The following is a 23864-nucleotide window of genomic DNA, read 5'->3' as shown; positions in this document are numbered from 1 at the left end:
AAGCGCACTTATGAACACCGTTGGCCTGGCACTCCCGGTTGTGCCACGCTTACCTCTCGACCGTCCCCAGGGAGGCCCTCGTGTCCCGCTACGACCGTTGGAACGGCATCCTGGAGCTGCTGGCCCAGGAGGGCAGGCTGTCGGTGGAGGAGGCCTCTCAGGCGCTCGACGTGTCCACCGCGACGATCCGGCGTGACTTCGATCAGCTCGCCCAGCAGCAGATGCTCATGCGCACGCGGGGCGGCGCGGTCGCGCAGAGCGTCAGCTACGACCTGCCGCTGCGTTACAAGACGGCCAGGCACGCCGGCGAGAAGCACCGCATCGCGGCCGCCGCGGCCGAGCTGGTCACGCCCGGCGCCGTGGTCGGGCTCAACGGCGGCACCACCACCTCCGAGCTCGCGCGCACCCTGGCCACGCAGTCCTCCCTGGAGAGCGGCTTCACGGTCGTCACCAACGCGCTCAACATCGCCGCCGAGCTCACCGTGCGCCGGCACGTCAAGATCGTGGTGACCGGCGGGGTGGCCAGGCAGCAGTCTTACGAGCTCATCGGGCCGCTGGCGACCGGGGTGCTGGAGCAGGTGACGCTGGACGTGGCCTTCCTCGGGGTCGACGCGCTGGACGTCGATCTCGGCGCCTCGGCTCACCACGAGGGCGAGGCGAGCGTCAACAACCTGCTCATCAGCCGGGCCGACCAGGTCGTGGTGGTGGCCGACTCCTCCAAGGTGGGCAAGCGGGCCTTCTCCCGGATCTGCCCGATCCAGCGGATCGACACGCTGGTCACCGACACCGAGCTGCCCGATTCCGAGGCCGACCGGCTCGCCGACGCGGGGGTCAAGGTCGTACGCGCTTGAGGGCCCCAGGCGTTACAGGTCCAGCCCGCGGCGGGTAGGTATGGAGGGCAGCCGATCCCAGGGGGAGTCATGACGTCGGGAAGGAGTGTGGCCCGACTCGGTCCCGCGGAGCGGGCCGAGGCGCTGGAGGGCATGTCCGGGCAGGAGCTCGACGTGGTCGTGGTCGGCGGCGGCGTCGTGGGGGCGGGGGTCGCCCTGGACGCCGCGACCCGCGGGCTCGCCGTGGCCCTGGTCGAGGCCAGGGACTTCGCCTCCGGCACCTCCTCACGCTCGTCCAAGCTCATCCACGGCGGCCTGCGTTACCTGGAGCAGCTCAACTTCGAGCTGGTGCGCGAGGCCCTGCGGGAGCGGGCGCTGCTGCTGCAGCGGATCGCGCCGCACCTCGTCCGGCCGGTGCCGTTCCTGTTCCCGATGACCCACTACGTCTGGGAGCGGCCCTACGTCGGCGCGGGCGTGGCGCTCTACGACTCGCTCGGCTTCGCCGCCGGGCTCACCCGGGGGGTGCCGGCTCACCGGCACCTGTCGCGCTCGCGGGCGTTGCGGCTGTCCCCGGCGCTGAAGCGGACCGCGTTCACGGGCGCCATCCAGTACTGGGACGCGCAGGTCGACGACGCCCGCTACGTGATGACGATGCTGCGCACCGCGGCCACCTACGGTGCCCTGGTGGCGCCGCGGGCGCAGGTGGTGGGGTTCCTGCGGGAGGGGGAGCGGGTCACCGGCGTGCGCGTGCGCGACCAGGAGAACGGCCACCGCTTCGAAGTACGCGCCCAGCAGGTCGTCAACGCCACCGGCGTCTGGACCGACGACATCCAGGAGCTCGTCGGCGGACGCGGGCAGATCCACGTACGCGCCTCCAAGGGCATCCACCTGGTGGTGCCCAGGGACCGGATCCACTCGCTGACCGGCATCATCCTGCGTACGGAGAAGTCGGTGCTGTTCGTGATCCCGTGGGGCCGGCACTGGATCATCGGCACCACCGACACCGAGTGGACGCTCGACAAGGTCCACCCCGCCGCCTCCCGGGCCGACATCGACTATCTGCTCGACCACGTCAACGCCGTCCTGTCGGTGCCGCTGACCCGCGACGACGTCGAGGGCGTCTACGCGGGGCTGCGCCCGCTGCTGTCGGGTGAGTCCGACGAGACGTCCAAGCTGTCCAGGGAGCACGTGGTGGCCCACCCGGTGCCGGGCCTGGTGATGATCGCCGGAGGAAAATACACGACTTATCGCGTCATGGCCGAGGACGCCGTCAACGCCGTGGCGCACGGGCTCGACCAGCGGGTGCCGCGCTCATGCACCGACCGGATCCCGCTCGCCGGCGCCGAGGGCTACCAGGCGCTGTGGAACTCCCGGCACCGGATCGCCCAGCGCTCCGGGCTGCACGTGGCCAGGATCGAGCACCTGCTCCAGCGCTACGGCTCGCTGATCGACGAGGTGCTGGAGCTGGTCGAGCAGGACCCGGCGCTGGCCAGGCCGCTGTCGGGGGCCGACGACTATCTGCGGGCCGAGATCGTCTACGCCGCCACCCACGAGGGAGCCCGGCATCTCAACGACGTGCTGACCAGGCGTACGCACATCTCCATCGAGACCTTCCACCGCGGGCAGGCGGTCGCGCAGGAGGCCGCCGAGCTGCTGGCCGAGCCGCTCGGCTGGGACGGCGAGCAGGTCAAGCGGGAGGTCGAATACTTCACCAAGCGGGTGGAGGCCGAGCGCCGCTCCCAGGAGCAGGACTCCGACCAGGAGGCCGACGCGATCAGGCTCGGCGCGCCGGAGATCGTCCCCGTGGTGGCGCCGGAGCACTCATGACGGCAGGGGTCCCGCCGGTGTGAATGGGCGGCCCGCGGCGCTGCGGGATCCACGGACCGCCCTTTCCTGGAGGGTCATGTGGGGACAGATCTACCCATCGAGCCGTGAGCAAACGTCCGGGCACCGCCCCGAGGGGCCGTGCCCGGACGTCAGGGGCGTCACGGGGTCGGGCTAATACCGCGTGGCGTCGTGCACGTCGAGCAGCGGCTCCTTGACGCCGTCGCCGGATTCGTCGGTCCAGTTGAAGTTGCCCGTGGCGATCAGCGTGCTACGTACGGCCAGGGAGCCGGCCCTGGTCGTCGGCTTGCGGGTGCCCGCGGTGAGCACGCCGGCCGCGCCGGCCACGTGCGGGCTGGCCATCGAGGTGCCGCTGATCGTGGCGTAGCCGCCGTTCATGTAGGTCGAGTAGATGCAGGTGCCCGGCGCGGTGATCTCGACGGTGGACCCGTAGTTGGAGTAGAAGGCCGAGGTGTCGTCCTGGTCCCTTTCGCTGCGGCAGGACAGCACGTTGCCGCCCGCGCCGCCGGGCAGGCCGTCGTTGTCGGTCAGGGCCGAGACGGTGACCACGTCGGGGTGGTTGGCGGGGAAGAACGTGGAGGTGTTCGCGTTGCTGTTGCCCGCGGCCACGACGACCACGATGCCGGCGTTGACGGCGTTCGTGATCGCGTTGCTGATGGCGCTGCTGCTGCAGCCGGCGCAACCGAGGCTGAGGTTGATCACCTCGATGGTGGAGGCGCGTGCCACCACCCAGTTGATGCCGGCGGCGATGCCGGCCAGGCTGCCCGAGCCGGCCGCGTTGAGCACCTTCACGCCGTGGATGCGGGCGCCGGGCGCGACGCCGACCGGGCCGATGCTGTTGTCGAGCGCGCCGACGGTGCCGGCGACGTGCGAGCCGTGGCCGTTGTCGTCGACGCCGGAGTTGTTCACGCACACGCCGGTCACGCAGTTGGCGCGGGCGACCACGTTCAGGTCGGGGTGGGTGTTGTCCACGCCGGTGTCGACGACCGCCACGTCCACGTTGATGCGTACGTCGTCGGTGGAGTCGATGTCCAGGTTCGGGTTCGGCGGGGCGAAGATCCGCCGGATGCCGGTGGGGACCGTCTGCGGGAAGGCGGAGACCACGGCGTCGGGCTCGACGCTGAGCACGTTCGGGGTCTTCCTGAGCTCCTCGGCGGCGGCCGGGGTCAGGCGGGCGGTGTAGCCCTTGAAGGCGTGCTCGTAGACGCCGATCAGCCGGCCGTTCAGGCGGTTCACCTGGGCCTGGGCGTTCTCCTGCGCCGTGCTGCGCAGCCGCGGGTTGAGCTCGACGATGTAGGTCTCTTCCTCTGGTGCCGCGACGGCGGAGACGGGCGGGGGCGCCGCGGCTAACGCCAGCGCGGTCACGAGTAACGCGAGCAGGGGGGTGCGTGATCGCATACAGCTGCGCCTTTCTGGTGCCTGCATGGTGCGGACTCTTGAAACATGAGGCACGATCAGGCCCACCGCCATACGTATCTGATACGTAAGCGACTACTTAGCCTTGCTGAGCTGCCGCCGTGAAGTGAGTCCGAGCTTGCGCAGGGCGTTGGCCACGTGCACTTCGACCGTCCGCCGCGACAGGAAGAGGCTCTCGGCGATCTCCCTGTTCGTGAGCCCGTCCGCGGCCAGCCCGATCACCTGCTCCTCCCGGGGCGACAGGACGCCGACCGGCTGCGTGGGGGCCTCGATGCGGCGGCTCAGCCGGCGCCTGATGGTGGGGGTGATCGACTCGCGCACGGCCTGCCTGGCCAGGGGCTGGCGCAGGCCGTACGTGCCGGGGGTCCACTCGCGTAGCAGGCCGCGTCTGACGGCCTCGGCGAGCCCGCGCTCGCCCTGCTCGGGCAGCATGCCCGCGACGGTCGTCAGCGTGTGCAGGCAGGCCGGCTCCTCCAGCATGGCCGCGGCCTGCACGATCCTGCGCGCCACGGGCGGCAGCGCGTCCAGCCTGAGCCGTAAGGCGTCGCGGAGCGCGGGCGGCGTGCCCGGCTCCATGCCCTGGGCCAGCATGCGGGCCAGCTCCTCGATCGCCAGCGGCAGGCCGCCGGTGAGCGGCCACAGGTCGGCCGAGCCCGGCAGCAGGTGCTTGGCCAGCAGCTCGGTCTCCTCGGCGGTGAGCGGCGCCAGGGCCAGCTCCACGTGGTCGATGTGCGGCGGCAGGTGCGCGATCAGCTCGGTCACCGGGTGGCACAGGTCCTCGGCACGGTAGGTGAGCACGAGGTTGACCGCCTCGGGCAGGCAGCGGGCCAGGAACCCCAGCAGCTCCCTGGTGTCCTGGTCCACCCAGTGCACGTCCTCCACCACCAGGGTGATCGGGCGCAGCGCGTCGAGCAGCGAGAGCACGCCCCTGAACAGCCGGTGCCGCTCGACCTGGGCGTTGTGCAGCGGGGGCGGCGCGGGCGGGAGGAGGTGGGCGCACTCCGGCAGCAACGGGCGCAGCGCGCCGGTGACCGGGTTGAGGCCCCGGGGCGGGCGGGCCGCGCGCAGTGCCTCCACGATCGGCCCGTACGGGAAGCGCATGGGATGGCAGCTCCCGGACAGCATGGGGTGCCCGTCCAGCTCACGCAGCAGCCGCGTCTTGCCGACGCCCGCCTCGCCCTCGATGAGGACGATGACCGGTGGGCGCGCGAGAGTGTCGTTGAGCTGACGGAGTTCGCGCTCTCGCCCCACAAAAGGCATGACGCACCCACCTGATCCGACAACACATTGTCAGGTGATTTTTCATTATTTGTGGGAGTGTGTCCATAGAAGGGTGCTGGTTCGCGGCAAATGAGCAATCGCGGAGTAATTAGCGGTTCGGAATCCAGGCCCGTTCGGCGAGCGTGGTGGCGTCGTTGACCTGGATGCCCCCGTGCGAGACCGTCCACAGCTCGTCACCGATGACCAGCGAGCGCTGGATGCCCGGCTGGTAGGGGTCGCCCTCCTGCCGCTGCGCCGGATGCCGGATCATGCCGAGCCGCGACACGCCCGAGTCGTCGATCCGCAGCACGAGCGCGCCCGACTCGGACGCCTGCGTCAGCGGGATCACCGCCAGGCCGGTCTTGGGCCAGTACAGGAACGCGTGCGGGTCCCACTCGGCCTCCGAGCCCGACTCCTTCTGGAAGAACTGCGACAACCTGCGCGGGGCGGCCGGGTCGCTCACGTCGAACAGCGAGACCTGCGTGCCCAGCGTCCTGCCCTGCTCGCTGGCCTCCTGGCCGATGCCGATCAGCCGGCCGGAGGCGCCGGGGTGCAGGTAGGCGGAGTAGCCGGTGATCTTCAGCTCGCCCGTCACCCTGGGCGCCGCCGGGTCGCGCAGGTCGAGCGTGTAGAGCGGGTCCACCTGCCGGAACGTCACGCAGTAGCCGACCGCGCCGATGAACCTGACCGAGTAGATGCGCTCGCCCTCACCCAGGCCACTGACCTCGCCCGTCTTGGCCAGGGTGTCGGCCCTGAGCACGTGGACGGTGCTGGAGCTGGAGCGGCCGTCAGGGGAGTTGAGGGTGGTGGCGACGCGGAGGTGGCCCTCGTACTCCGACAGGGAGTACTGGTTCAGCAGCCGTCCCGGCACCTTGCCCGAGGCCACGTAGGCGGGCGGGCCCGGCGCGGCGATGTCGAACCGGTGCACCTCGGTCTCCTCCGGCGGGATCGACGGCTCCGGGCTGGGCGTGGCGGTGTCCAAGGGCGTTGCGGTGGCGGTGACGGAGGGGTCTGTCGGCGTGGGATCGGCGGCCGGGGGCGCGTCGCTCGTGGCGGGCGTGTCCTCGATCGGCTGCCGGAGGATGATCGGCAGCCACCAGCGCGGGTTGCTGGCCACGTAGAGGCTGGTGCCGGTGCCGTACACGATGTCGCCGTCGGCCGCCAGGCTGATCGGGTCGGTGCCCGCGGCGGTGAGGCCCCGCGCCAGGTCGATGGTGTGCACGGTCAGCAGCGAGGTGCCGGTGTAGTCGGCGGGGTGGCTGACCCGCTCGCAGTCGACGGTGTGCTTCGTGACGGCGCCGGACGCGTCCGTGATCTCGAACTCGGGCAGCCAGGACTCGATCGGGGCCCGCAGGACCGCGGCCCGGTTCACCTTGAGCTGCTCGGTGTCCACGAAGCCTTCCTGCCACTGCGGGAACATGATCTCCGGCTGGTTGCGGATCACGAGCCTGACCGTGGAGCCGACCATCCTGGCGTCCAGGTAGGTGCCCTCCGCCCGGACCGAGCTGAGGATTCTGGGCTCGGCGGCCAGGTCGACCAGCACGTATCGGGTGTCGCCGCTCGGCGCGAACGTACGGGCCGCCATCATGCCGCCGTCGTGCAGCAGGACCAGCGCCCGGTCGCCCGCGACCAGCAGGTCGGAGGGGGCCACCACGCCGGTGTTCGCTTTCGCCAGCTCCAGCGTGGCGGTGATCTTCCTGGTGGCGGTGTCGATGATCCGCAGGGTGCCGTCGGTGACCGTGATGACGCGGTCGCCGTCCGTCTTCACCAGGTCCGGCTCGTCCACGCCGGCTTCGTGGACGTTCGTGGTGGAGTGCTCGGGGGTGGTCGCCGTGCGCTGGTTCGGGAGTACCGCCGCCCTGCTGTCCTCCATGGCCATCATGGGGTTGCTGGAGCCGAGGCCGTACGGGGTGACGTTGCGGGCGGTGTGCTCGCGCAGGCCGGACAGCAACTCCTCGCAGCTGTCGTAGGCCACCAGGCGGACGGCGCCGAGGCCGGCCTTCGGGGGTGGCGCCGTGCCTCCCGGCGAAGCGGTGCAGGCGGCCGTGACCGCCACGAGTGCGGTGGCGGTCACGGCCGTTCGGATCAGCGTCCTCATGACCTCTTGACGGCTGCCCGGTCCGTACGGTTCAGGAGCCCCTGTTGGGGTTGACGGTGAAGGCCGGGCTGAAGTCGATCTCGTCGGGGACCTCCAGCAGCTTGCGTACCAGCTTTCCGTTGAAGTCGACGACCTGGACCTCGTCGTTGGCGTTGTTGTCCTGTTCCCAGCAGTAGAGGTGGCTCTCGTCGTACCAGCCGAGGACCTTGTCGCAGTCGGAGGAGAACTTGCGCAGGCGCTCGCCCGTGGCCGAGTCCCAGACGCAGTGGTCGCCGTCGCCGCCGTTGGGGCAGTTGGTGACGAACGCCTTGCCGGAGGGGGAGAAGATGTCCTGCGTGCCGGCCGACAGCGTGCCGATGCCCGGCACGGAGTGGGTGGCCTTGCCCTCGGCGTCGAAGAAGCGCAGGCCCCGGTTCTTCTCGTCGCCGTAGACGTTGACCGTGCCCTCGTAGGAGCCGTCGAAGCCGAAGGCCGTCTGCCGGATGGAATCGTCGGACACGTTGACCGTGGTGGAGTCCTTCCCGAGCACGTCCACGAGGACGAAGCCGGGGTAGACCCAGTCGTCGCCGTCCTTCCGCTCGATGTTCAGCAGGATCTTGCCACCGTCATTCGACCAGGCCCTGATGCTGCTGATCAGCGGTTTCTTCACGGTCTTGATCGTGGTCCTCTCGCCCGTGTCACGATCGGTGATCACGATGAAGTCGAAGTTGTCGGAGCTGTAGCTGCGGCCCCGGGTCGCGAGGTAGCGGCCGTCGGGGGAGACCATCGACTCCCAGTTGCCGGCATATTTCGTGAAAGTGCCGTGAAGTGCGCCCCTGGCGTAGTCGACCCAGTCGTCGCCCTTCTTGTCGAAGACCTCGTACGAGGTCAGCACGATGGCGTCGGCCGGGTTCTCGTAGAGGGAGATGTCGGCGCCGGGCAGCGCCTTCTTCGTGCCCGTTCTCGGCACGGCCGCCGCCGTCGCGGACGGTCTGGGGGATCGAATGCTGCTCGGTGTCCTGCTGGACTTCGCGGGCGGGTCCGCCAGCGTCGACTTGTCGATCTGGATGATCACGACCACGCCCGCGAGCACCAGCAGCGCGACCGCGATCGCGGCACCCGCGATCAGCGGGCCCCGGCTCCTCCGCGACGGCGGGTGGTGGGTCGGATAGGTCGGCTGCGGGGGCGGCCCGGGCGGTGTCCACTGGCCGTGGGGGTGCGGCGCGACGGCGCCGGTGCGCGGGACGGGGCCGGGATGCCCGGGATGCTGGGCCGGACCCGGGTACGGGACACCCCCCGAGTGGTGCGGCACGGGCCCGGAGTGCGGTGCGTGCCCGTGGTAGGCCGCCGGCCCCGAGTGCGGCGCGGGCCCGGGCGGTGGGCCGAAGGGCGGGCTGGGAGCGGCCTCGGCGGCGGCCTGGGCCAGCATGCCGGAGTTCGGCTCGGGGCGCTGCAGCAGGCGCATGATCACCTGCTCGGCGGTGGGCCGCTGCGCCGGATCCTTGGCCAGGCAGGCGGCCACGACGTCACGTAGCTGCCCGTCCAGCACGTCGAGGTCGGGCTGCTGGTTGAGCACCCGGTTGATCACCGCGGGCATCGTGTCGCTGCCGAACGGCGCCCGGCCGCAGGCCGCGAAGACCATCGCGCTGCCCCACGAGAACATGTCGGCGGCCGGCCCGACGGTCTCGCCCATGATCTGCTCGGGCGCCATGTACGCGGGCGTCCCCACGACCATGCTGCTGATCGTCGCGGTGGCGTTGAGCGCCCGCGCGATGCCGAAGTCGATCACCCTGGGCCCGTCGGCGCCGATGATCACGTTGGCCGGTTTGAAGTCGCGGTGCACGATCCCGGCCTGGTGGATGGCGGCCAGCGCGGTGGCGGTGCCGATGGCCAGCCGGTGCAGGACGGACCCGGTGCGCGGCCCCTCCTCCTGCACGATCTTGTGTAACGAGGGTCCTTCGATGAACTCGCTGACGATGTACGGTCGGTCCTGCTCGACCCCGGTCCCCACAACTGCCGCGGTGCAGAAGGGCGCCACCTGCTGGGCCACCTGGACCTCGCGCAGGAACCGCTCGACGCTCACCTGGTCACCCGACAGATCGGGGCGCAGCCACTTGACGGCCAGGTGCGTGCCGGCGGGGTCCTTGCCGAGGTAGACGACGCCCTGGCCGCCCTCTCCGAGCCTGCCTTGGAGTTCCAGGCCCCCGAGCCGCTGTGGATCTCCGGGTCGTAGCGGAGCGAAGGATGCCATGTAGGGATTCTGGCCCTACGCCGAGCATCCGTAAAAACTACCTACGAGTATCTTCGCGGAATATCCTTCTGCCATGCACGTGACGACCAGCGGTAGGACACGGCACATCACCGCCCCATTTACCGGCGAAAATCTTGCCGAGCTCCCCATATCGGACGCTGATGACGTTCGCCGGGCATATGAGAAAGCCAGGGCCGCCCAGCTCGAGTGGTCGGCGCGATCGGCCGCCGCGCGGGCGAAACCCTTCCTGCTGCTGCACGACGCGATCCTGGACCGCAGGAGCGAGATCCTGGACATCGTCCAGAACGAGACCGGCAAGGCCCGCAAGCACGCCTTCGAAGAGGTGCTCGACGTCGCCGGCTGCGGCCTCTACTACGCCCGCCGCGCGCCCGGCCTGCTCGCCCCCCGCGCGCGCAAGGGCATCTTCCCCGGCGCCACCCGGGTGGTGGAGCTGCGCCAGCCCAAGGGCGTGGTCGCGCTGATCTCCCCCTGGAACTACCCGCTGGCGCTCGGCGTCACCGACGCGGTGCCCGCGCTGCTGGCCGGCAACGCCATCGTGCACAAGCCCGACACCCAGACCTGCCTGTCCACGCTGTGGACCATCGACCTGCTGGCCGAGCTGGGCATGCCGCGCGAGATCTGGCAGGTCGTGCTCGGCGAGCCGGCCGAGATCGGCGACGCGCTGCTGGACCACGCCGACTACGTGGCCTTCACCGGCTCCACGCGCGGCGGCCGGAAGATCGCCGAGGAGGCGGCCAAGCGGCTCATCGGCTGCTCGCTGGAGCTCGGCGGCAAGAACCCGATGGTGGTGCTCGACGACGCCGACCTGGACGTGGCCGTACAGGGTGCCATCCGCGCCTGCTTCGCCAACGCCGGGCAGCTCTGCCTATCCATCGAGCGCCTCTACGTGCACGCCTCGGTGTTCGACACGTTCGCCGAGCGCTTCACCGGGCAGGTCGCCGCGCTCAAGCTCGGCGCGGGCCACGACTGGTCGGTGCAGATGGGCTCGCTGACCTCACAGCGCCAGCTCGACACGGTCAGCGCGCACGTGGAGGACGCCGTGGCCAAGGGCGCGACGGTGCTGACCGGCGGCCGGGCCAGACCGGACCTGGGGCCGCTGTTCTACGAGCCGACCGTGCTCACCGGCGTCGGCGAGGACATGCAACTGTGCCGCAACGAGACGTTCGGGCCGGTGGTGGCGCTCTATCCGTTCACCTCCGACGACGAGGTGGTGGAGCTGGCCAACGACACCATCTACGGCCTCAACGCCTCCATCTGGACCTCCAGCCGGGCGCGCGGCCGCGCGCTCGCCGCCCGTGTCAAGGCCGGCACGGTCAACATCAACGAGGGGTACGCCTCCGCCTACGCCTCCTACGACGCCCCCATGGGCGGCATGAAGGCCTCCGGGCTGGGCCGCCGGCACGGCGCGGAGGGCCTGCTGCGTTACACGGAGTCCAAGACCGTGGCCGCGCAGGCGGGCTGGCTGGGGTTCGAGCCGCCGTTCGGGCTGCCGTACGAGAAGTGGGCCGGCACCCTGGTCACCACCCTCAAGACCATGCGCAGGCTCAGGCTCAAGTGAGAGGGCCCTGCCCTCAGGTCAGGGAGTGGACGACCCAGACGTTCGGCTCGACGTAGACGGCGTGGTCGTGCTCCACGTCGCAGTGGACCGGGCTGAGGGCGCCGGGCACCTCGATCGCCCCGGAGCGGTCGAACGGCAGATCCGTCCAGCTCCGCCACTCCTCCAGCGTGCCCGCCACCACCATCGAGCGCGGCGCCACCTTGACGATCTTCCCGCCGGCCCGTACGTGCACCCGCAGCCAGGGGTCGTGGGGCAGGCCGTCGGGGCGGGTCCTGAAGGCGTACTCGGTCATGGGGGTGTGCGGTTCGAGGTGTTTGCGGCTGGGCCGGACCGGCGCTACCAGTTCGGCGTAGCCGAGGTGAGCGGCGTGGTCGCGCATGGCCGCCACCATCCGGGCGGACAACCCCGTGCCCTGGAGGTCGCGGCGCACGCTGATCTCCAGGGCCGAGATGCCGTCGGGCGGCGTGCCCCGGTGGCGGGCCAGCCAGCCGGAGCGGATCACCCCGTCCCAGCCGTCGTCGGGCAGCTCGGCCCCCTCCGAGACGAACGGGATCATGCACGCCCGCGCCACCAGCACGCCGGGGTCCGCGTCGTCGTCGGCGACCAGGACGTACTCGGTGTAGTCCGTGGTGGCGATCGCATAGAACAGGTCCGCGATCGGATCGTTCAGCATGAACTCCTGCCACGTATGGTCCATGTCCCACAACGACGGCGCGAACTCTGGACGCTCCGCGAGCGTCGTGATCTGCAGGGCCATGCGGGTCATTCTCACATTCCGACCGACTGGTATGTGTATCGTTTAATCCACAAATGCTTGCGCTACGGTCAGGCCATGACACAACTTGACGCCAGGCTGCGCGCGATCACCGACTTGACCGTGGCCGAGGCGCGCGAGGGCGGCGGCAGACACGAGTACGACGGCCGGATCCAGGACCTGTCACCCGGCGGCGTACAAGCGGGGCTGGCGCGGCTCGGCGCCGGGCCGGCGCCCGCGGACCCGCATGACGCCAGGCACCTGGAGGTGTTCGAGGAGAGCCTGCGCTACCGGTTCGGCGAGTTGGAGCTGCATCGCAGGAACCCGCTGATCCACCTGGACAACCTCGACCTCGCCTGCTACGACCGCGACTACGCCCCCGCCGAGGAACGCGCCACCGCCAGGAAGGCCCACCTCGCGCACTGGCCGGACGCCGTGGGCCAGGCGATCGACTCGCTCGACCAGGTCGCGGCGCCCGTCGCCGACTCCCTGCTCGGCGCCGTCAGGGGGCTGGCCGCCGGGATCACCGACGAGGCCGCGCTGGCGGCCCACGGCAGGCTCGTCGCCCACCTCGAACAGGCCGCCGCCGACGGGGACCCCGACGCGGCGCTCGGCGGCCAGGCGCTGGCCCGGCTCATGGGCACGGCCGAGGGGCTGCCGGTGGACCTGGGCAAGCTGGCCGAGCGGGCCGACGCCGAGCGCGACCGGCTGCTGGCGCTGCTCGCCGAGTCCTGCGCCAAGCTGGGCGAGCGCGACCGGGCGCCGCTGGACGTGGTACGGGAGCTGGTCAAGGACCACCCGGACGCCGACGGGGTGATCGAGGCCGCCAGGATCGGCACGGAGAAGGCCATCGCGTTCACCCGCGAGAAGGATCTCGTGCCCTACCACGACGGCGAGTGCCTGGTCGGGCTGGCGCCGGAGTCGCGCCGCTGGGCGATGGCCATGATGGCGTGGAACGCGCCAGGCGAGGCCGAGGGGCCCTCCTGGTACTACATCACGCCTCCCGAGCCGTCCTGGCCCGAGCAGGCGCAGGAGGAGTGGCTGGAGGTCTTCAGCAACACGACGCTGCCGGCGATCAACGTGCACGAGGTCGCCCCCGGGCACTTCTCGCACGCCAGGGCGCTGCGGCGGGCCCCGTCGGACGTGCGGCGGCTGCTGCAGTCGATGGCGTTCGTCGAGGGCTGGGCGCACTACGCCGAGGAACTGTGCGTCGAGGAGGGCTTCGAGGCCGGCGACCCGCGCTTCGAGATCGGCGTCTGGGTGGAGGCGCTGATCCGGGTCACCCGGCTGGCCTGCGCGATCGGCGTGCACACCGGCCAGATGGCGGTCGAGGAGGGGGCCAGGCGCTTCGCCGCCGACACCCACCTGGCGGGCCCGGCCGCGCTGTCGGAGGCCAGGCGGGCCTCGTTCGACCCCACCTATGGGCGTTACACCTGGGGCAAACTGCTCATCCAGGACCTGCGGGAGCAGGCACGCGCGGAGTGGGGCGCCGGCTTCAGCCTCAAGCGGTTCCACAAGGCGCTGCTCGATCTCGGCTCGCCGCCTCTGGGCATGATCGGCGCGATCCTGTAGAGGTTGTAACAGGTGTGACGTTCGGGGAGCGAGGAGGTCAATCCAGTGCGCGAGCTCTCCGGGAAGGTCGCCGTGGTGACGGGCGCGGCCAGTGGCATCGGGCGGGCGCTGGCCCTCAGGTTCGCGGCGGAGGGCATGACGTTGATGCTCGCCGACGTCGATCACGGGGGCCTCGCGGAGACGGCCGGGCTGGCCGGGGACGCCAGGGTGCTCACGCAGATCACCGACGTCTCCGACGCGGCCTCGGTGCGGCACCTGGCCAACCGGTGTTTCGGGGAGTTAGGCGCCGTACACGTGTTGTGCAACAACGCCGGCGTCTTCCAGGGCGGCCACATGTGGACCCGGAGCGAGGAGGACTTCGCCTGGCTGCTCGGCGTGAACCTGTGGGGCGTGCTGCACGGCATCCACGAGTTCGTGCCACGCATGATCGAGCAGGACACCGAGGGGCACATCGTCAACACGGTGTCGGTGGCCGGGCTGTTCGCCAGGCCGGGGGCGGGCGCGTACGCGGTCGCCAAGCACGCCGCGCTGGCCGCCTCCCAGGCGCTCGCCCAGGACCTGGCCGCCATCGGGGCCAAGCTGCGGGTGACCGCCCTCTGCCCCGGAGCGGTCAGGACCCGCATCGCCGACTCCGCCAGGACCCGCCCGCCCGGTCTGGCGAGCACCCCGACCCCGGACGAACGGGAAATCCACGCCTCGGTCGGCCGGGCGGCCGCGCGCGGCATCGAGCCCTCCGAGGTCGCGGGCATGGTCGTGGAGGCGATCCGCGAGGAGCGGTTCCTGCTCCTGACCGACCCCACGTACGCCGACCGGCTGCGCCTGCGGACCGAGTCCCTGCTGACCGGGGACCTGCCGGACTACCAGTGACGTTCGTGGGCCAGCACCCGCACCACCGCGCCGCTTCGCGGCCTGACCAGCAGCCGTACGGAGTCGCCCGGCAGCACGTCCCGGTAGAGGCCGGGCTCGACCGAGAACGCCGTGGCCGCCGGTGAGCGGCCGTCGTGCAGCGCGATGTAGTAGCCGGGCGAGGCCCCCGCGTCCTCCTTGACGCCCTGATACGGCTCGGCGGGCGTCCCCTCGACCCAGCGCTTGACCACGTGCCCGGCGACCTCCCGCCGCCCCGGCCCCGGCGTGGCGGCGGGCTCGATCTCCACCCCCGGCCAGCCGCTGCCCGTGTAGATCCACTCGTGCCGCGGGTCCGCCGGCGCGGGTCCCGACCCGGCGACCTGCCTGCCACGGGCGGTCGGTACGAACCCCCGCCCGGCCAGCAGCAGCCCCGGCCCGGCCACCAGGGACACCATCGTGGCGATCATCCCGGGCCATGACAGGCCGGCCGCCGACACGGTGGCGTACCAGGGGACGGCGAGCGCGGCGGCCAGCAGCACCGGCACGATCAGCGTCGGCCAGCGCCGCCGGGCCAGGCCGAGGTCGATGGCGCTCTCGCGTACCAGGGGGAGGAAACCACGCTCCAGGTCGGCGCCCTCGGGCATGAGGGCGGTCACCGGCGCGTGCGGGGCACCGGACAGCAGCGCGGTGACCCGCGCCAGCACCCACCGCTCGTACGCCGGCAGCTCCTCCGTCCCCTGGCTTCGGGGCTCCTCCGGCAGGTCGACCAGGGACAGGCGGTCGCCCTCGATCGTCACCCACCCGCGCTCGGCCAGGTCGAACAGCGCCGCGTGGAACACCTCCTGAGCCCGCATACCGCGTAAAAGCTCGGCGACCGGCGGGGGCGCCGGGAGCTCGGGGGCCCGCACGGCCCTGCCCCTGCTGGACAACTTGAAGGCGGCGGCCAGCGTGGCGACCCAGAGCGCCCACGCCGTCGCCGGCCAGACAAGATCCATCTTTCTGTGTTAGCACGACTCCAGCCGCCAGGCCAGGTGTAATGCGCAGGGCCGATAGACTGTCCCTACCGCATATGCCTTTTGGGGGGTTCTCTCGGTGTCTGAATTCGACACGGTGCTGGTGGTCGACTTCGGCGCGCAATACGCGCAGCTCATCGCCCGGCGGGTGCGCGAGTGCCATGTCTACTCCGAAATCGTGCCCTCGTCGATGCCGGTCGAGGAGATGGTGGCCAAAAACCCGAAGGCGATCATCCTGTCCGGCGGCCCCTCGTCCGTCTACGCCGAGGGCGCACCGCCGGTGCCGCAGGGGCTGTTCGCCACGGGCGTGCCGACGTTCGGCATCTGCTACGGCTTCCAGGCCATGGCGCAGGCGCTGGGCGGCGAGGTCGCCCGCACCGGCGTGGCCGAATACGGCGGCACGGCGCTGGACGTGCTCGCGGAGGGCGTCATCTTCGCGGGGCTGCCGGCCAGCCAGACCGTCTGGATGTCCCACGGCGACAGCGTCGCCGTCGCTCCCGACGGCTTCACGGTGACCGCCTCGACCCACCAGACGCCGGTCGCCGCCTTCGAGGACACCGGGCGCGGCCTCTACGGCGTGCAGTTCCATCCCGAGGTGCTGCACTCCGAGCACGGCCACGCGGTGCTCAAGCACTTCCTCGATGCGGCCGGCTGCCGCCCGTCGTGGACGATGCTCAACATCGTCGAAGACTCCGTCACGGCCGTGCGCCGCCAGGTCGGCGACGGCCACGCCATCTGCGCGCTGTCGGGCGGGGTCGACTCGGCGGTGGCCGCCGCGATCGTGCAGCGGGCCATCGGCGACCGGCTGACCTGCGTCTTCGTCGACCACGGGCTGCTGCGCAAGGGCGAGGCCGAGCAGGTCGAGCGCGACTTCGTGGCCGCCACGGGCGTCAAGCTGCGCGTCGTTGACGCCGCCGACCGCTTCCTGAAGGCCCTCGAAGGCGTCTCCGACCCTGAGGAGAAGCGGAAGATCATCGGCCGCGAGTTCATCCGCGTCTTCGAGGACGAGCAGCGCGCCATCATGGCCGACCGGCCCGTGGAGTTCCTGGTCCAGGGCACTCTCTACCCCGACGTGGTGGAGTCCGGCGGCGGCACCGGCACGGCCAACATCAAGTCCCACCACAACGTCGGCGGCCTGCCGGACGACCTGCGGTTCAAGCTGGTCGAGCCGCTGCGGGCGCTGTTCAAGGACGAGGTCCGGCGGGCGGGCGAGGAGCTGGGGCTGCCGGCCGCGATGGTCTGGCGCCAGCCGTTCCCCGGCCCCGGCCTGGCGATCCGCATCGTCGGCGAGGTGACCCGCGAGCGGCTGTCACTGCTGCGCGAGGCCGACGCCATCGCCAGGGAGGAGCTGTCGCGGGCGGGCCTGGACCGGCAGATTTGGCAGTGCCCGGTGGTGCTGCTGGCCGACGTGCGTTCGGTCGGGGTGCAGGGCGACGGCCGCACCTACGGTCACCCGGTCGTGCTGCGTCCCGTGACCTCCGAGGACGCGATGACGGCGGACTGGGCGCGGGTGCCCTACGACGTGCTGTCACGCATCTCGACCCGCATCACCAACGAGGTCCCCGAGGTCAACCGCGTAGTCCTGGACGTGACCAGCAAGCCCCCGGGCACCATCGAGTGGGAGTGATTTTTGGTCCCGCATGGGTTGCCCTCATGGCGCCCGTGCGGGTTCTTTCGTGGTGAAAACCCCCATTGGTCCCGCATGGGTTGCTCTCATGGCGCCCGTGCGGGCTCTTTCGTGGTGAAAACCCCCATCTCGTACGGCGGAGCCAACGGCACGCCACCCGCCGTACGGGGCACAGCGCCTCCAGGGTGACGCCGGCTGACCCGCACGTGGCGGGCCGCCGCAACGGCGCCTTCTTTACCGGCTGGGTGGTATGAACGCCGGCGCGGGGCCGTCCTGACTACGTACCCGGGCTGGCGATCTCGACGATGAGCGGTGTTCGTCGAAGGAAAGTGCGGCCTTGTCCCCGTAGGGAATGTCCAGAGTGAGCACCGGACGGACTGTTGCGGTCTCACGCTTGCTCGGGCCGAGGGTCCACGGGCGTTCGCCGGGCGAGCCGTACGAGCCGGGCACCCGATCGCCCCACAGCCCCCGCCAGCAACGGCACCAGCAGTGCCCCGATGAGGATTGGTGAGGCCATGTATCGGAAGTCCTGGGCCGAGATGTTGGCCAGGATCGCCAGTTGTTGCCCAGCCACCACGGCGGCCACCGCCAGCACGTACCGGTTGCGCAGTGCCCACGCGGCCGCCCCCACCGCCAGGTACGACAGGTACGCCCACCCGGCCCCCCGCCACAGCGCCCAGTCGTAGCGGGGAGCCAGCGAGCCCGTCAGCCACGCGGTGGCCACCAAGTACAGCTCCTGCGACAGCGGCCGCAGCGAGAAGACCCACCGCCCCGGGAAGTCGGGCACCTTGGTGGGACCCACGTAGGTGTCGGCGTTCGGCCGCAGGGAGAACCGGTATGTCATCCCGCCGACGGCCTGCTCGTCCTGCACCGGCCGCCACGCGATGGCGCCCCGGCACAGCCGGGTGTCCACGATCGTCCCGGGTGCGGACACCAGCAGCCGCCGCCACAGGGCCAGCAGCTCCCCGGCGTGCGCGTCCGCCGCCTGCCAGCTGAAGTCCCCCCGCCAGATCAGCGGATTGATCGTGTGGCAGGTCCCCCCTTCCCACCAGCGCGTCAACGGCGCGACGGAGGCCAGGAGTGCCTTGTCCTGCTCGCTGAACAGCTCAGGACGATCCCGGTAGGCGACCGCGATGTCCCCGAAGGCGGTGTGATAGACGTACGTCCTGGACGGCGGCCGGATCCCGAACCGGGGGAACACCAGCTCGGTGAGCAGCAGCGGCACGGCGGCGGCGACGGTGCCGACGAGCAGCACGCGGACTCGCAGGGCCGTGACGATCACCACAAGCGCCACCACCGCGACGCCGACGACGAGGAAGCCGTTCGCACGGAACAACCCCAGCGCCGTCATGAGCACCCCGAGCCCGGCCAGCGCCGGCCCGGTCACGGCCCGCCGGACCGCGATCCGCGCGCACACCCCGGCCAGCGCCACCGCGCAGATCGTGAACGGCACGTCCTTCCACAAGGTCACCGCGAACGCGCCCACCGGCGGCGCCACCGGCATGAGCACGGCGACGACGGTCGTGAGCAGGCGTGGCGCGCCGAGCGCGATGAGCGACCGCGCCAGGTACGTCAGCGCCAGCGCCATGGCCGTCGTCTGGGCGAACGTGACCGCGCCCAGGTCCCCCGTCCTGGTGAAGCTCAGCCACAACAGGGCGTCGTAGAGCACGGAATGGTCGCTCACCCACGGCCCGGCCAGCGTGTGACTCAGGTACAGGACCGAGTCACGGCTGAACAGGCCGGGGTAGAACGCCGCCCACCAGCATGCGAGCACCGCCTGCAGGGTCAGGAAGGTCGCGAGCGCGGCCCATGGTCTCGGCCGGACAGCGGTAATGGACTCGCGCATGGTTCACGATCCCGGATTTACCGAGGGATCCGCTAGAAGTAGCTCGTTCCTGCCATCGGGCCCTTGCCCCGCAGCAGCGTCGGCACCGTGACGAGGTGGTAGCCCTGCTTCTTCAGCTCCTTGATGATGCCGGGCATGGCCTTGACGGTGGCCGGCTCGGTGTCGTGCATGAGGATCACACCGTCGCGCTTGGCCAGCTTGAGCGCCGCCGCCTTGATCTTCGCGGCGTCCTTCAGGCTCCAGTCGAGCGTCGTGCCGGTCCACAGGATCTCGGCGAGGTTCACCTGGTTGGCCAGGGTGAGCACCCGCTGGTCGGTGTGCCCGTACGGCGGGCGGTACATCGTCGGCCGATAGCCCGTGGCCTTCTCGATGACCTCCTGGTTCACCTTGAGCTCGTCGAGGATCTCGTTGTCCAGGCGGGTGGGGAGCGAGGCGTGGGAGTAGGTGTGGTTGCCGATCGCGTGCCCCTCCGCGAGCGCCTGCCTGGCGAGCGCAGGGCGCTGCACCACCCGCTTGCCCACCAGGAAGAAGGTGGCCTTGACCTTTTCCTTCTTGAGCAGCTTGAGCAGGGTGGGCGTGTGCTCGCCCGGTCCGTCGTCGAAGGTCAGGGCCAGACATTTGACCCGGGCGCAGTCCACGCTCGCCGGGGCGGCGGTGGTCGGGGCCATTGTCGAGGTAAGGGCCAGCGAGGCCGCGATCAGGGCATTAATCACCACGGGCTATAGCTTAAAGCCACGACCATCCCGTTAGGTGCGCGCTTTACATCTCGTTCTGAACACTGTTATCTACCGAGACGAGCACGTAGGAACAATGTCACGCCTTTGAGCGATTTAACCGGCAGATATCGCTCGGCCCGTACGACGGCCGACAGGCCCGCGTTCACCAGGAATGGCGTTCTGCGCAGGTCACTGCCCTGGGAGCGGCGCCGGTGCAGCTCCACGAGCGGGCGGAGCAGCACGTTCCAGCTCCAGACGCGATCGACCTTCAGCCCGGCCTTCTCCACGACGATGGTCAGCGACTCGCGGCCGTAGCGGCGTACATGGCCGACGGCGTCGTCGTGGGCGGACCACAGCGCCATGTCGCACGGCACCGCGATCAGGGCATGGCCGCCCGGCGCCAGCACCCTGGCGATCTCCTCGGCGACCAGGTGGTCCTCGCGAATGTGCTCCAGCACGTCGAACGCGGTCACCAGGTCCATGCTGCCCGGCTCGAACGGCAGCGCCCGGGCGTCCGCCCGCACGGCCTTGAGCCCGCGCTCCCTGGCCAGGTCCACCGCCGCCTGGGAGTGGTCGGTCGCCGTCGCGTCCCAGCCCGCCTCGACCAGCACCCGCGTGTTCCCGCCGCCCGCCGCGCCGACGTCCAGCGCCCGCCCGGGCCGGCCCAGCTCGCGCAGCTCCCTGCGCAGGATGGCCCGGCGCTCGCGGTACCACCAGTGGCTGTCCTCCAGCGCGACCAGGTGGCGGATGTCAGAGCTGTCCATCGATGTCAGTACCTCGTACGGGAGAGGACCCAGCGGTCCAGGGCGGCGAAGTGGATCAGGGTGAGCAGGCAGTACGTGGCCACGACCGCGCCCACCTCCGCCGCCCGCCCGGCGCCCGGGGGCACGGCATGCACGGCCAGGGTGGTGAGCGGGAAATTGACCATGAAGAGCATCGCCGCACGGAAATGCGGGGTGGTGCGCCTTTTGAAGGTCCACCGGCGGTTCGCCTCGATGTTGATGATCCCGGCCAGGACGAGCGCCCCGAGATTGGTCATTTCCGGCGACCAGCTGCCCCGTAGCGGAAGGTAGATGAGCGCGTACAGGATTGCGGAAATGGCGCCGATCACGGCGAACGATACGAATCTCGTCACCGGCACCGCCCGGGGCCGGGTGACCACGGCGTCCGGATGCGTGGGCGTGGGCTCCGGCCTGGCCACCTCGACCCGGCCTCGGCCCATCGCCAATGCCCAGGCGACCCTGGCCAGCCCCTTCAGGTCGTCGAACGCCGTACGGACGATCCTCACCCGGGAGTCGACGTCCTCGATCCAGTCGACGGGCACCTCGTGCACACGCAGGCCGTTGTGCTCGGCCAGCAGGAGCAACTCGGTGTCGAAGAACCACGAGTCGTCCTCGACCTTCGCCATCAACGGCCTGACCACGTCGGTCCTGGCCGCCTTGAAGCCGCACTGGGCGTCGGTGAAGCGCGCTCCGAAGCCGTACCTGAGCAGGGCGTTGTAGCCGCGCGAGACCACCTCGCGGCGCAGCGAGCGGCGGGTACGCGCGCCGTGCGCCAGCCGGGTGCCGATGGCGAGCTCGGAATGCCCGCTGGCCACCGACGCCACCAGCGGGAACAGGGCGCCGAGGTCGGTGGAGAGATCGACGTCCATGTACGCGACGATGCCGGCCGGGCTGTCCTGCCACGCCGCGCGCAGGGCCGCGCCCCGGCCGCGGATGTCGAGCCTGCGGGCGTGCACCCGTTCGAACTGCCTGGCCAGCCCGGCGGCGACCGGCCAGGTGGCGTCGGTGCTGCCGTTGTCCACGATCGTGATGCGCCAGGGGAGCGGGAAGGCGGTGTCGAGGAAGGCGGTCAGCGTGCGTACGCAGCCGGGCAGGGCACGCTCCTCGTTGAGCACGGGGATGACGATGTCGACGCTCGCCGGTCCGGCGCCGATGTCGAGGATGCGGGGGCTCGGCGCCGTGGCGGCACGCGTGTCCATAGAATCCCCTGATTTTGTTCGTGGCCGTGGGTCCATGGAAATGGTGCAGGGGACGTCCAGCGAGGCGCGTGCCACTTTTCCGCAAGATTACATGGGAGTGAAAGATCTTTACCGTTCGGGGATCCGATAAACGGCGGAGGTGCCGTTCCGGAACCGCAATTGAGCAAATCTCCCCAATTTCGGATTTAGGCCGGTGAAAAGCCATTTAACGCCATATTTCTGGGCGAGGTGTTGGACGTTCTCCGCCGACGGCGCCCGGAACACCGCGTCGTTCGCCGCCAGCCGCGCCGGGTCCGCGAACGGCACCCCGAGATAGGAGGTCACGAACAGCTCGGTCCGCGACTGCGTGCTCTCGGCGTACGCCCACCCCTCCACCAGCACCCGCCGCTCACTGAACCCCGACACCCAGTGATGCCTGCTGTCGCACGTCCGCCACTGCGGATACCGGCAGTGCAGGTCGGTGGCCACGACGTCGCCGGGCGCGGAGTGCTCGCGCAACCACCGGCCCGCCGCCCGCGCCCCCGCGGGAATCAGCCGCTCCCGCCTGTCCTCATCCGGCAGGACATGCCCCACCACCTCCCACGCGGAGGCGGGCACGGCGTACCCCGCCAGCAACGCCACCACGGCCAGCACGTGCCGGCGCCGCCACGCCACCACCGCCGCAGCCACCCCGAGCACCAGGTACGGCACCACGACCCTGACCAGCGGCCCCCCGGGCACCTCGACCACCCAGGCCAGCAGGGCGCCCCCCGCTCCCAGCGCCACCATGCCCCCCGGCACCGCCGGCCGCCACGCCGCCAGCGCCCCGCACACGGCCGCGATCGACAGGTAGGGCCGCACCCCTTCGAGGAAGTACAGCTGGGAGGCCGCCGGATGCCCCAGCACCACCACCGCGCCGATCCCGGCCAGCCCCATCCCCAGCAACAGCAGCACGGGCGGCTCCAGCACCCGCCTCCCCAGCCCGGCCACGCCGCCCCACACGCACGCCAGGCAGAACAGGTGCACGACGGTCAGCACCAGCAGCGGCACAGCCGACACGGAGGCCAGCTCCGGCATCCCGACCCCCGCCACCACCCCCCACAAGTCCCGCATGGTCGCGAACGGCGCGACGACCGTCCCGTGCGCCCCCCGCCCGAACACCACCACGTGCGCGATCAGCAGGCACCCCGACGTCATCGCCGCCGGCCCCACCCACTCCCGCCACGGCCCCCGCCGCACCGCCTGCACCGCCATCACCACCACCAGCCCCGCCAGCAGCAGCGGCAGGAAGGTGGCCTTGGCCCCGGTCAGCGCCAGCAGCAGCACCCCCAGCACCGCCCAGGGCCGCCGCCCGCCGACGAGCAGCAGCACCACGGGAGCGAACAGCAGGGCCCCGAACGTCTGCGTCGGACTGGCCCAGGCCGTGAACATCGAGCGCGTCGGAAAGACCACGTCCTCGTGCAGCACCGGCCCGAACAGGAAGTACGCGACCCCGACCGCCGCGACCCCGGCCCCCCACCACCCCCCGGCCCGCCTCCCGATCGCCGCCACCAGCACCACCATGGCCGCCGTCATCGGCAACGTGGACAGCCGGTAGACCAACGTCACGGGCTCGATCCCGGTGACCCAGCTGGTGGCGGCCAGGTCGGCGTAGACGAACCAGTGATACGCCAGCCGCTCGCCCAGCACGGTCGGCATCGTGGGCGGCATGTGGTTCTTGACCTCGCCGACCAGCGCCAGGTGATACGGCATGTCCACGTACGCGGCGGTCACCGGCACCCGATACAGGTGGATCGTGCTCCAGATGATCAGATAGCCGACCACGCCCGCGAGCGCCCAGGCACACCACCCCGGCATCCGCTCCCCGGAGCGGTCCCCCCGCCAGTGCCGCCGCAACCCGGGCACCGCGACGAAGATCCCGATCACCACCACCGGCGGCACCAGGACCAGCAGCGGCGCCCCCACCGCCCGCGCCGGAATGTAGGCGAGCACCTCGATCGCGTATCCCAGGGCCAGCCCCGCCGCGACGTCCTCCGCCGGCGACCGCCCGCCCCCGGCCAGCGCCCGCCACACCAGCGTCCCGGGCAGCGCCACCGCACCCCCGACGTACGCCACGAACGCGGCCACGTCGCGAACGGATACCCCGCACCACAGGAACACGGCCACCGCCCCGGCGAACACCAGCGCGGCGGGCACCCACCCGGAGCGGCCCCACCCCTTCGCCACAGGACGGGCGAGCAGGCGCGTCACGAACGTCATCCGAGCCGTCCGA

17 protein-coding genes are annotated in these 23864 nt (G+C 71.0%); 6 read left to right on the top strand and 11 right to left on the bottom strand.

The window, feature by feature from the left end; translation table 11 throughout:
• Positions 1–80 precede the first annotated feature (80 nt).
• Together BLS95_RS08970 and BLS95_RS08965 are read left to right on the top strand one after the other, a co-directional pair.
• Complete coding sequence (locus tag BLS95_RS08970; protein WP_090930516.1) at positions 81–851, top strand: DeoR/GlpR family DNA-binding transcription regulator; 771 nt, start codon at positions 81–83, stop codon at positions 849–851.
• Positions 852–920: 69 nt separating this feature from the next.
• Positions 921–2657: a glycerol-3-phosphate dehydrogenase/oxidase gene (locus BLS95_RS08965; RefSeq protein ID WP_090930401.1), complete on the top strand. Its 1737-nt coding sequence runs from the start codon at positions 921–923 to the stop codon at positions 2655–2657.
• Positions 2658–2828: 171 nt separating this feature from the next.
• Here BLS95_RS08965 and BLS95_RS58945 read toward each other — a convergent pair whose 3' ends face one another.
• From BLS95_RS58945 to BLS95_RS08945, 4 genes are all read right to left on the bottom strand, one after another.
• A complete protein-coding gene (locus BLS95_RS58945; protein WP_090930400.1) occupies positions 2829–4073 on the bottom strand; it encodes a S8 family peptidase in 1245 nt (414 codons plus the stop codon).
• 93 nt (positions 4074–4166) lie between these two features.
• The gene (locus tag BLS95_RS08955) at positions 4167–5351 is read right to left on the bottom strand and encodes a helix-turn-helix transcriptional regulator (RefSeq protein ID WP_090930399.1); all 1185 of its coding nucleotides are present in this window, start codon (positions 5349–5351) and stop codon (positions 4167–4169) included.
• A 109-nt stretch (positions 5352–5460) separates the two neighbouring features.
• Complete coding sequence (locus BLS95_RS08950) at positions 5461–7449, bottom strand: beta-propeller domain-containing protein (RefSeq protein WP_245764933.1); 1989 nt, start codon at positions 7447–7449, stop codon at positions 5461–5463.
• Between the two features lie 31 nt (positions 7450–7480).
• Entirely contained in the window at positions 7481–9679 is a 2199-nt protein-coding gene (locus BLS95_RS08945; RefSeq protein WP_090930398.1) for a WD40 repeat domain-containing serine/threonine protein kinase, read from the bottom strand.
• 73 nt (positions 9680–9752) lie between these two features.
• Here BLS95_RS08945 and BLS95_RS08940 point away from each other — a divergent pair, with 73 nt between their 5' ends.
• A complete protein-coding gene (locus BLS95_RS08940) occupies positions 9753–11258 on the top strand; it encodes a succinic semialdehyde dehydrogenase (RefSeq protein ID WP_090930397.1) in 1506 nt (501 codons plus the stop codon).
• 13 nt (positions 11259–11271) lie between these two features.
• On the opposite strand, the gene BLS95_RS08935 is transcribed toward BLS95_RS08940, so the two are convergent.
• Complete coding sequence (locus tag BLS95_RS08935; protein WP_245764932.1) at positions 11272–12015, bottom strand: N-acetyltransferase; 744 nt, start codon at positions 12013–12015, stop codon at positions 11272–11274.
• 75 nt (positions 12016–12090) lie between these two features.
• Between BLS95_RS08935 and BLS95_RS08930 the strand changes: the two genes are divergently transcribed.
• The gene (locus BLS95_RS08930) at positions 12091–13584 is read left to right on the top strand and encodes a DUF885 family protein (protein WP_090930395.1); all 1494 of its coding nucleotides are present in this window, start codon (positions 12091–12093) and stop codon (positions 13582–13584) included.
• Between the two features lie 45 nt (positions 13585–13629).
• On the top strand, positions 13630–14451 hold the full coding sequence (locus BLS95_RS08925; RefSeq protein ID WP_090930394.1) for an SDR family NAD(P)-dependent oxidoreductase: 822 nt from the start codon (positions 13630–13632) through the stop codon (positions 14449–14451).
• Here the strand turns inward: BLS95_RS08925 and BLS95_RS08920 are convergent.
• Positions 14442–15425: a DUF2207 domain-containing protein gene (locus tag BLS95_RS08920; protein ID WP_090930393.1), complete on the bottom strand. Its 984-nt coding sequence runs from the start codon at positions 15423–15425 to the stop codon at positions 14442–14444. The two genes, BLS95_RS08925 and BLS95_RS08920, sit on opposite strands and share 10 nt — an antisense overlap.
• A gap of 97 nt (positions 15426–15522) precedes the next feature.
• Between BLS95_RS08920 and guaA the strand changes: the two genes are divergently transcribed.
• Complete coding sequence (gene guaA, locus BLS95_RS08915; protein ID WP_090930392.1) at positions 15523–17070, top strand: glutamine-hydrolyzing GMP synthase; 1548 nt, start codon at positions 15523–15525, stop codon at positions 17068–17070.
• Positions 17071–17458: 388 nt separating this feature from the next.
• On the opposite strand, the gene BLS95_RS08910 is transcribed toward guaA, so the two are convergent.
• The 5 genes from BLS95_RS08910 to BLS95_RS08890 all read right to left on the bottom strand — a co-directional run bounded on the left by BLS95_RS08910 (position 17459) and on the right by BLS95_RS08890 (position 23851).
• A complete protein-coding gene (locus tag BLS95_RS08910) occupies positions 17459–18916 on the bottom strand; it encodes a hypothetical protein (protein WP_090930391.1) in 1458 nt (485 codons plus the stop codon).
• Between the two features lie 32 nt (positions 18917–18948).
• Positions 18949–19632 (bottom strand): polysaccharide deacetylase family protein, encoded by a 684-nt coding sequence (locus tag BLS95_RS08905; RefSeq protein WP_143043640.1) that lies wholly within the window; start codon positions 19630–19632, stop codon positions 18949–18951.
• A 65-nt stretch (positions 19633–19697) separates the two neighbouring features.
• The gene (locus BLS95_RS08900; protein ID WP_090930389.1) at positions 19698–20396 is read right to left on the bottom strand and encodes a class I SAM-dependent methyltransferase; all 699 of its coding nucleotides are present in this window, start codon (positions 20394–20396) and stop codon (positions 19698–19700) included.
• A 5-nt stretch (positions 20397–20401) separates the two neighbouring features.
• A complete protein-coding gene (locus BLS95_RS08895) occupies positions 20402–21613 on the bottom strand; it encodes a glycosyltransferase (protein WP_090930388.1) in 1212 nt (403 codons plus the stop codon).
• A 108-nt stretch (positions 21614–21721) separates the two neighbouring features.
• Positions 21722–23851: a hypothetical protein gene (locus BLS95_RS08890; protein ID WP_090930387.1), complete on the bottom strand. Its 2130-nt coding sequence runs from the start codon at positions 23849–23851 to the stop codon at positions 21722–21724.
• Positions 23852–23864: the final 13 nt, after the last annotated feature.

Origin of the sequence: Nonomuraea jiangxiensis, assembly GCF_900099965.1 — a bacterium.
Taxonomy (GTDB): domain Bacteria; phylum Actinomycetota; class Actinomycetes; order Streptosporangiales; family Streptosporangiaceae; genus Nonomuraea; species Nonomuraea jiangxiensis.
This window is presented reverse-complemented; position numbering and strand designations above follow the sequence as displayed.

Coding starts and splice junctions, on each gene's coding strand:
- BLS95_RS08890 (WP_090930387.1), bottom strand. CDS start 23,851: ATGACGTTCGTGACGCGCCTGCTCGCCCGTCCTGTGGCGAAGGGGTGG.
- BLS95_RS08930 (WP_090930395.1), top strand. CDS start 12,091: ATGACACAACTTGACGCCAGGCTGCGCGCGATCACCGACTTGACCGTG.
- BLS95_RS08895 (WP_090930388.1), bottom strand. CDS start 21,613: ATGGACACGCGTGCCGCCACGGCGCCGAGCCCCCGCATCCTCGACATC.
- BLS95_RS08910 (WP_090930391.1), bottom strand. CDS start 18,916: ATGCGCGAGTCCATTACCGCTGTCCGGCCGAGACCATGGGCCGCGCTC.
- BLS95_RS08955 (WP_090930399.1), bottom strand. CDS start 5,351: ATGCCTTTTGTGGGGCGAGAGCGCGAACTCCGTCAGCTCAACGACACT.
- BLS95_RS08900 (WP_090930389.1), bottom strand. CDS start 20,396: ATGGACAGCTCTGACATCCGCCACCTGGTCGCGCTGGAGGACAGCCAC.
- BLS95_RS08920 (WP_090930393.1), bottom strand. CDS start 15,425: ATGGATCTTGTCTGGCCGGCGACGGCGTGGGCGCTCTGGGTCGCCACG.
- BLS95_RS08965 (WP_090930401.1), top strand. CDS start 921: ATGACGTCGGGAAGGAGTGTGGCCCGACTCGGTCCCGCGGAGCGGGCC.
- BLS95_RS08950 (WP_245764933.1), bottom strand. CDS start 7,449: ATGAGGACGCTGATCCGAACGGCCGTGACCGCCACCGCACTCGTGGCG.
- BLS95_RS08935 (WP_245764932.1), bottom strand. CDS start 12,015: ATGGCCCTGCAGATCACGACGCTCGCGGAGCGTCCAGAGTTCGCGCCG.
- BLS95_RS58945 (WP_090930400.1), bottom strand. CDS start 4,073: ATGCGATCACGCACCCCCCTGCTCGCGTTACTCGTGACCGCGCTGGCG.
- BLS95_RS08945 (WP_090930398.1), bottom strand. CDS start 9,679: ATGGCATCCTTCGCTCCGCTACGACCCGGAGATCCACAGCGGCTCGGG.
- BLS95_RS08940 (WP_090930397.1), top strand. CDS start 9,753: ATGCACGTGACGACCAGCGGTAGGACACGGCACATCACCGCCCCATTT.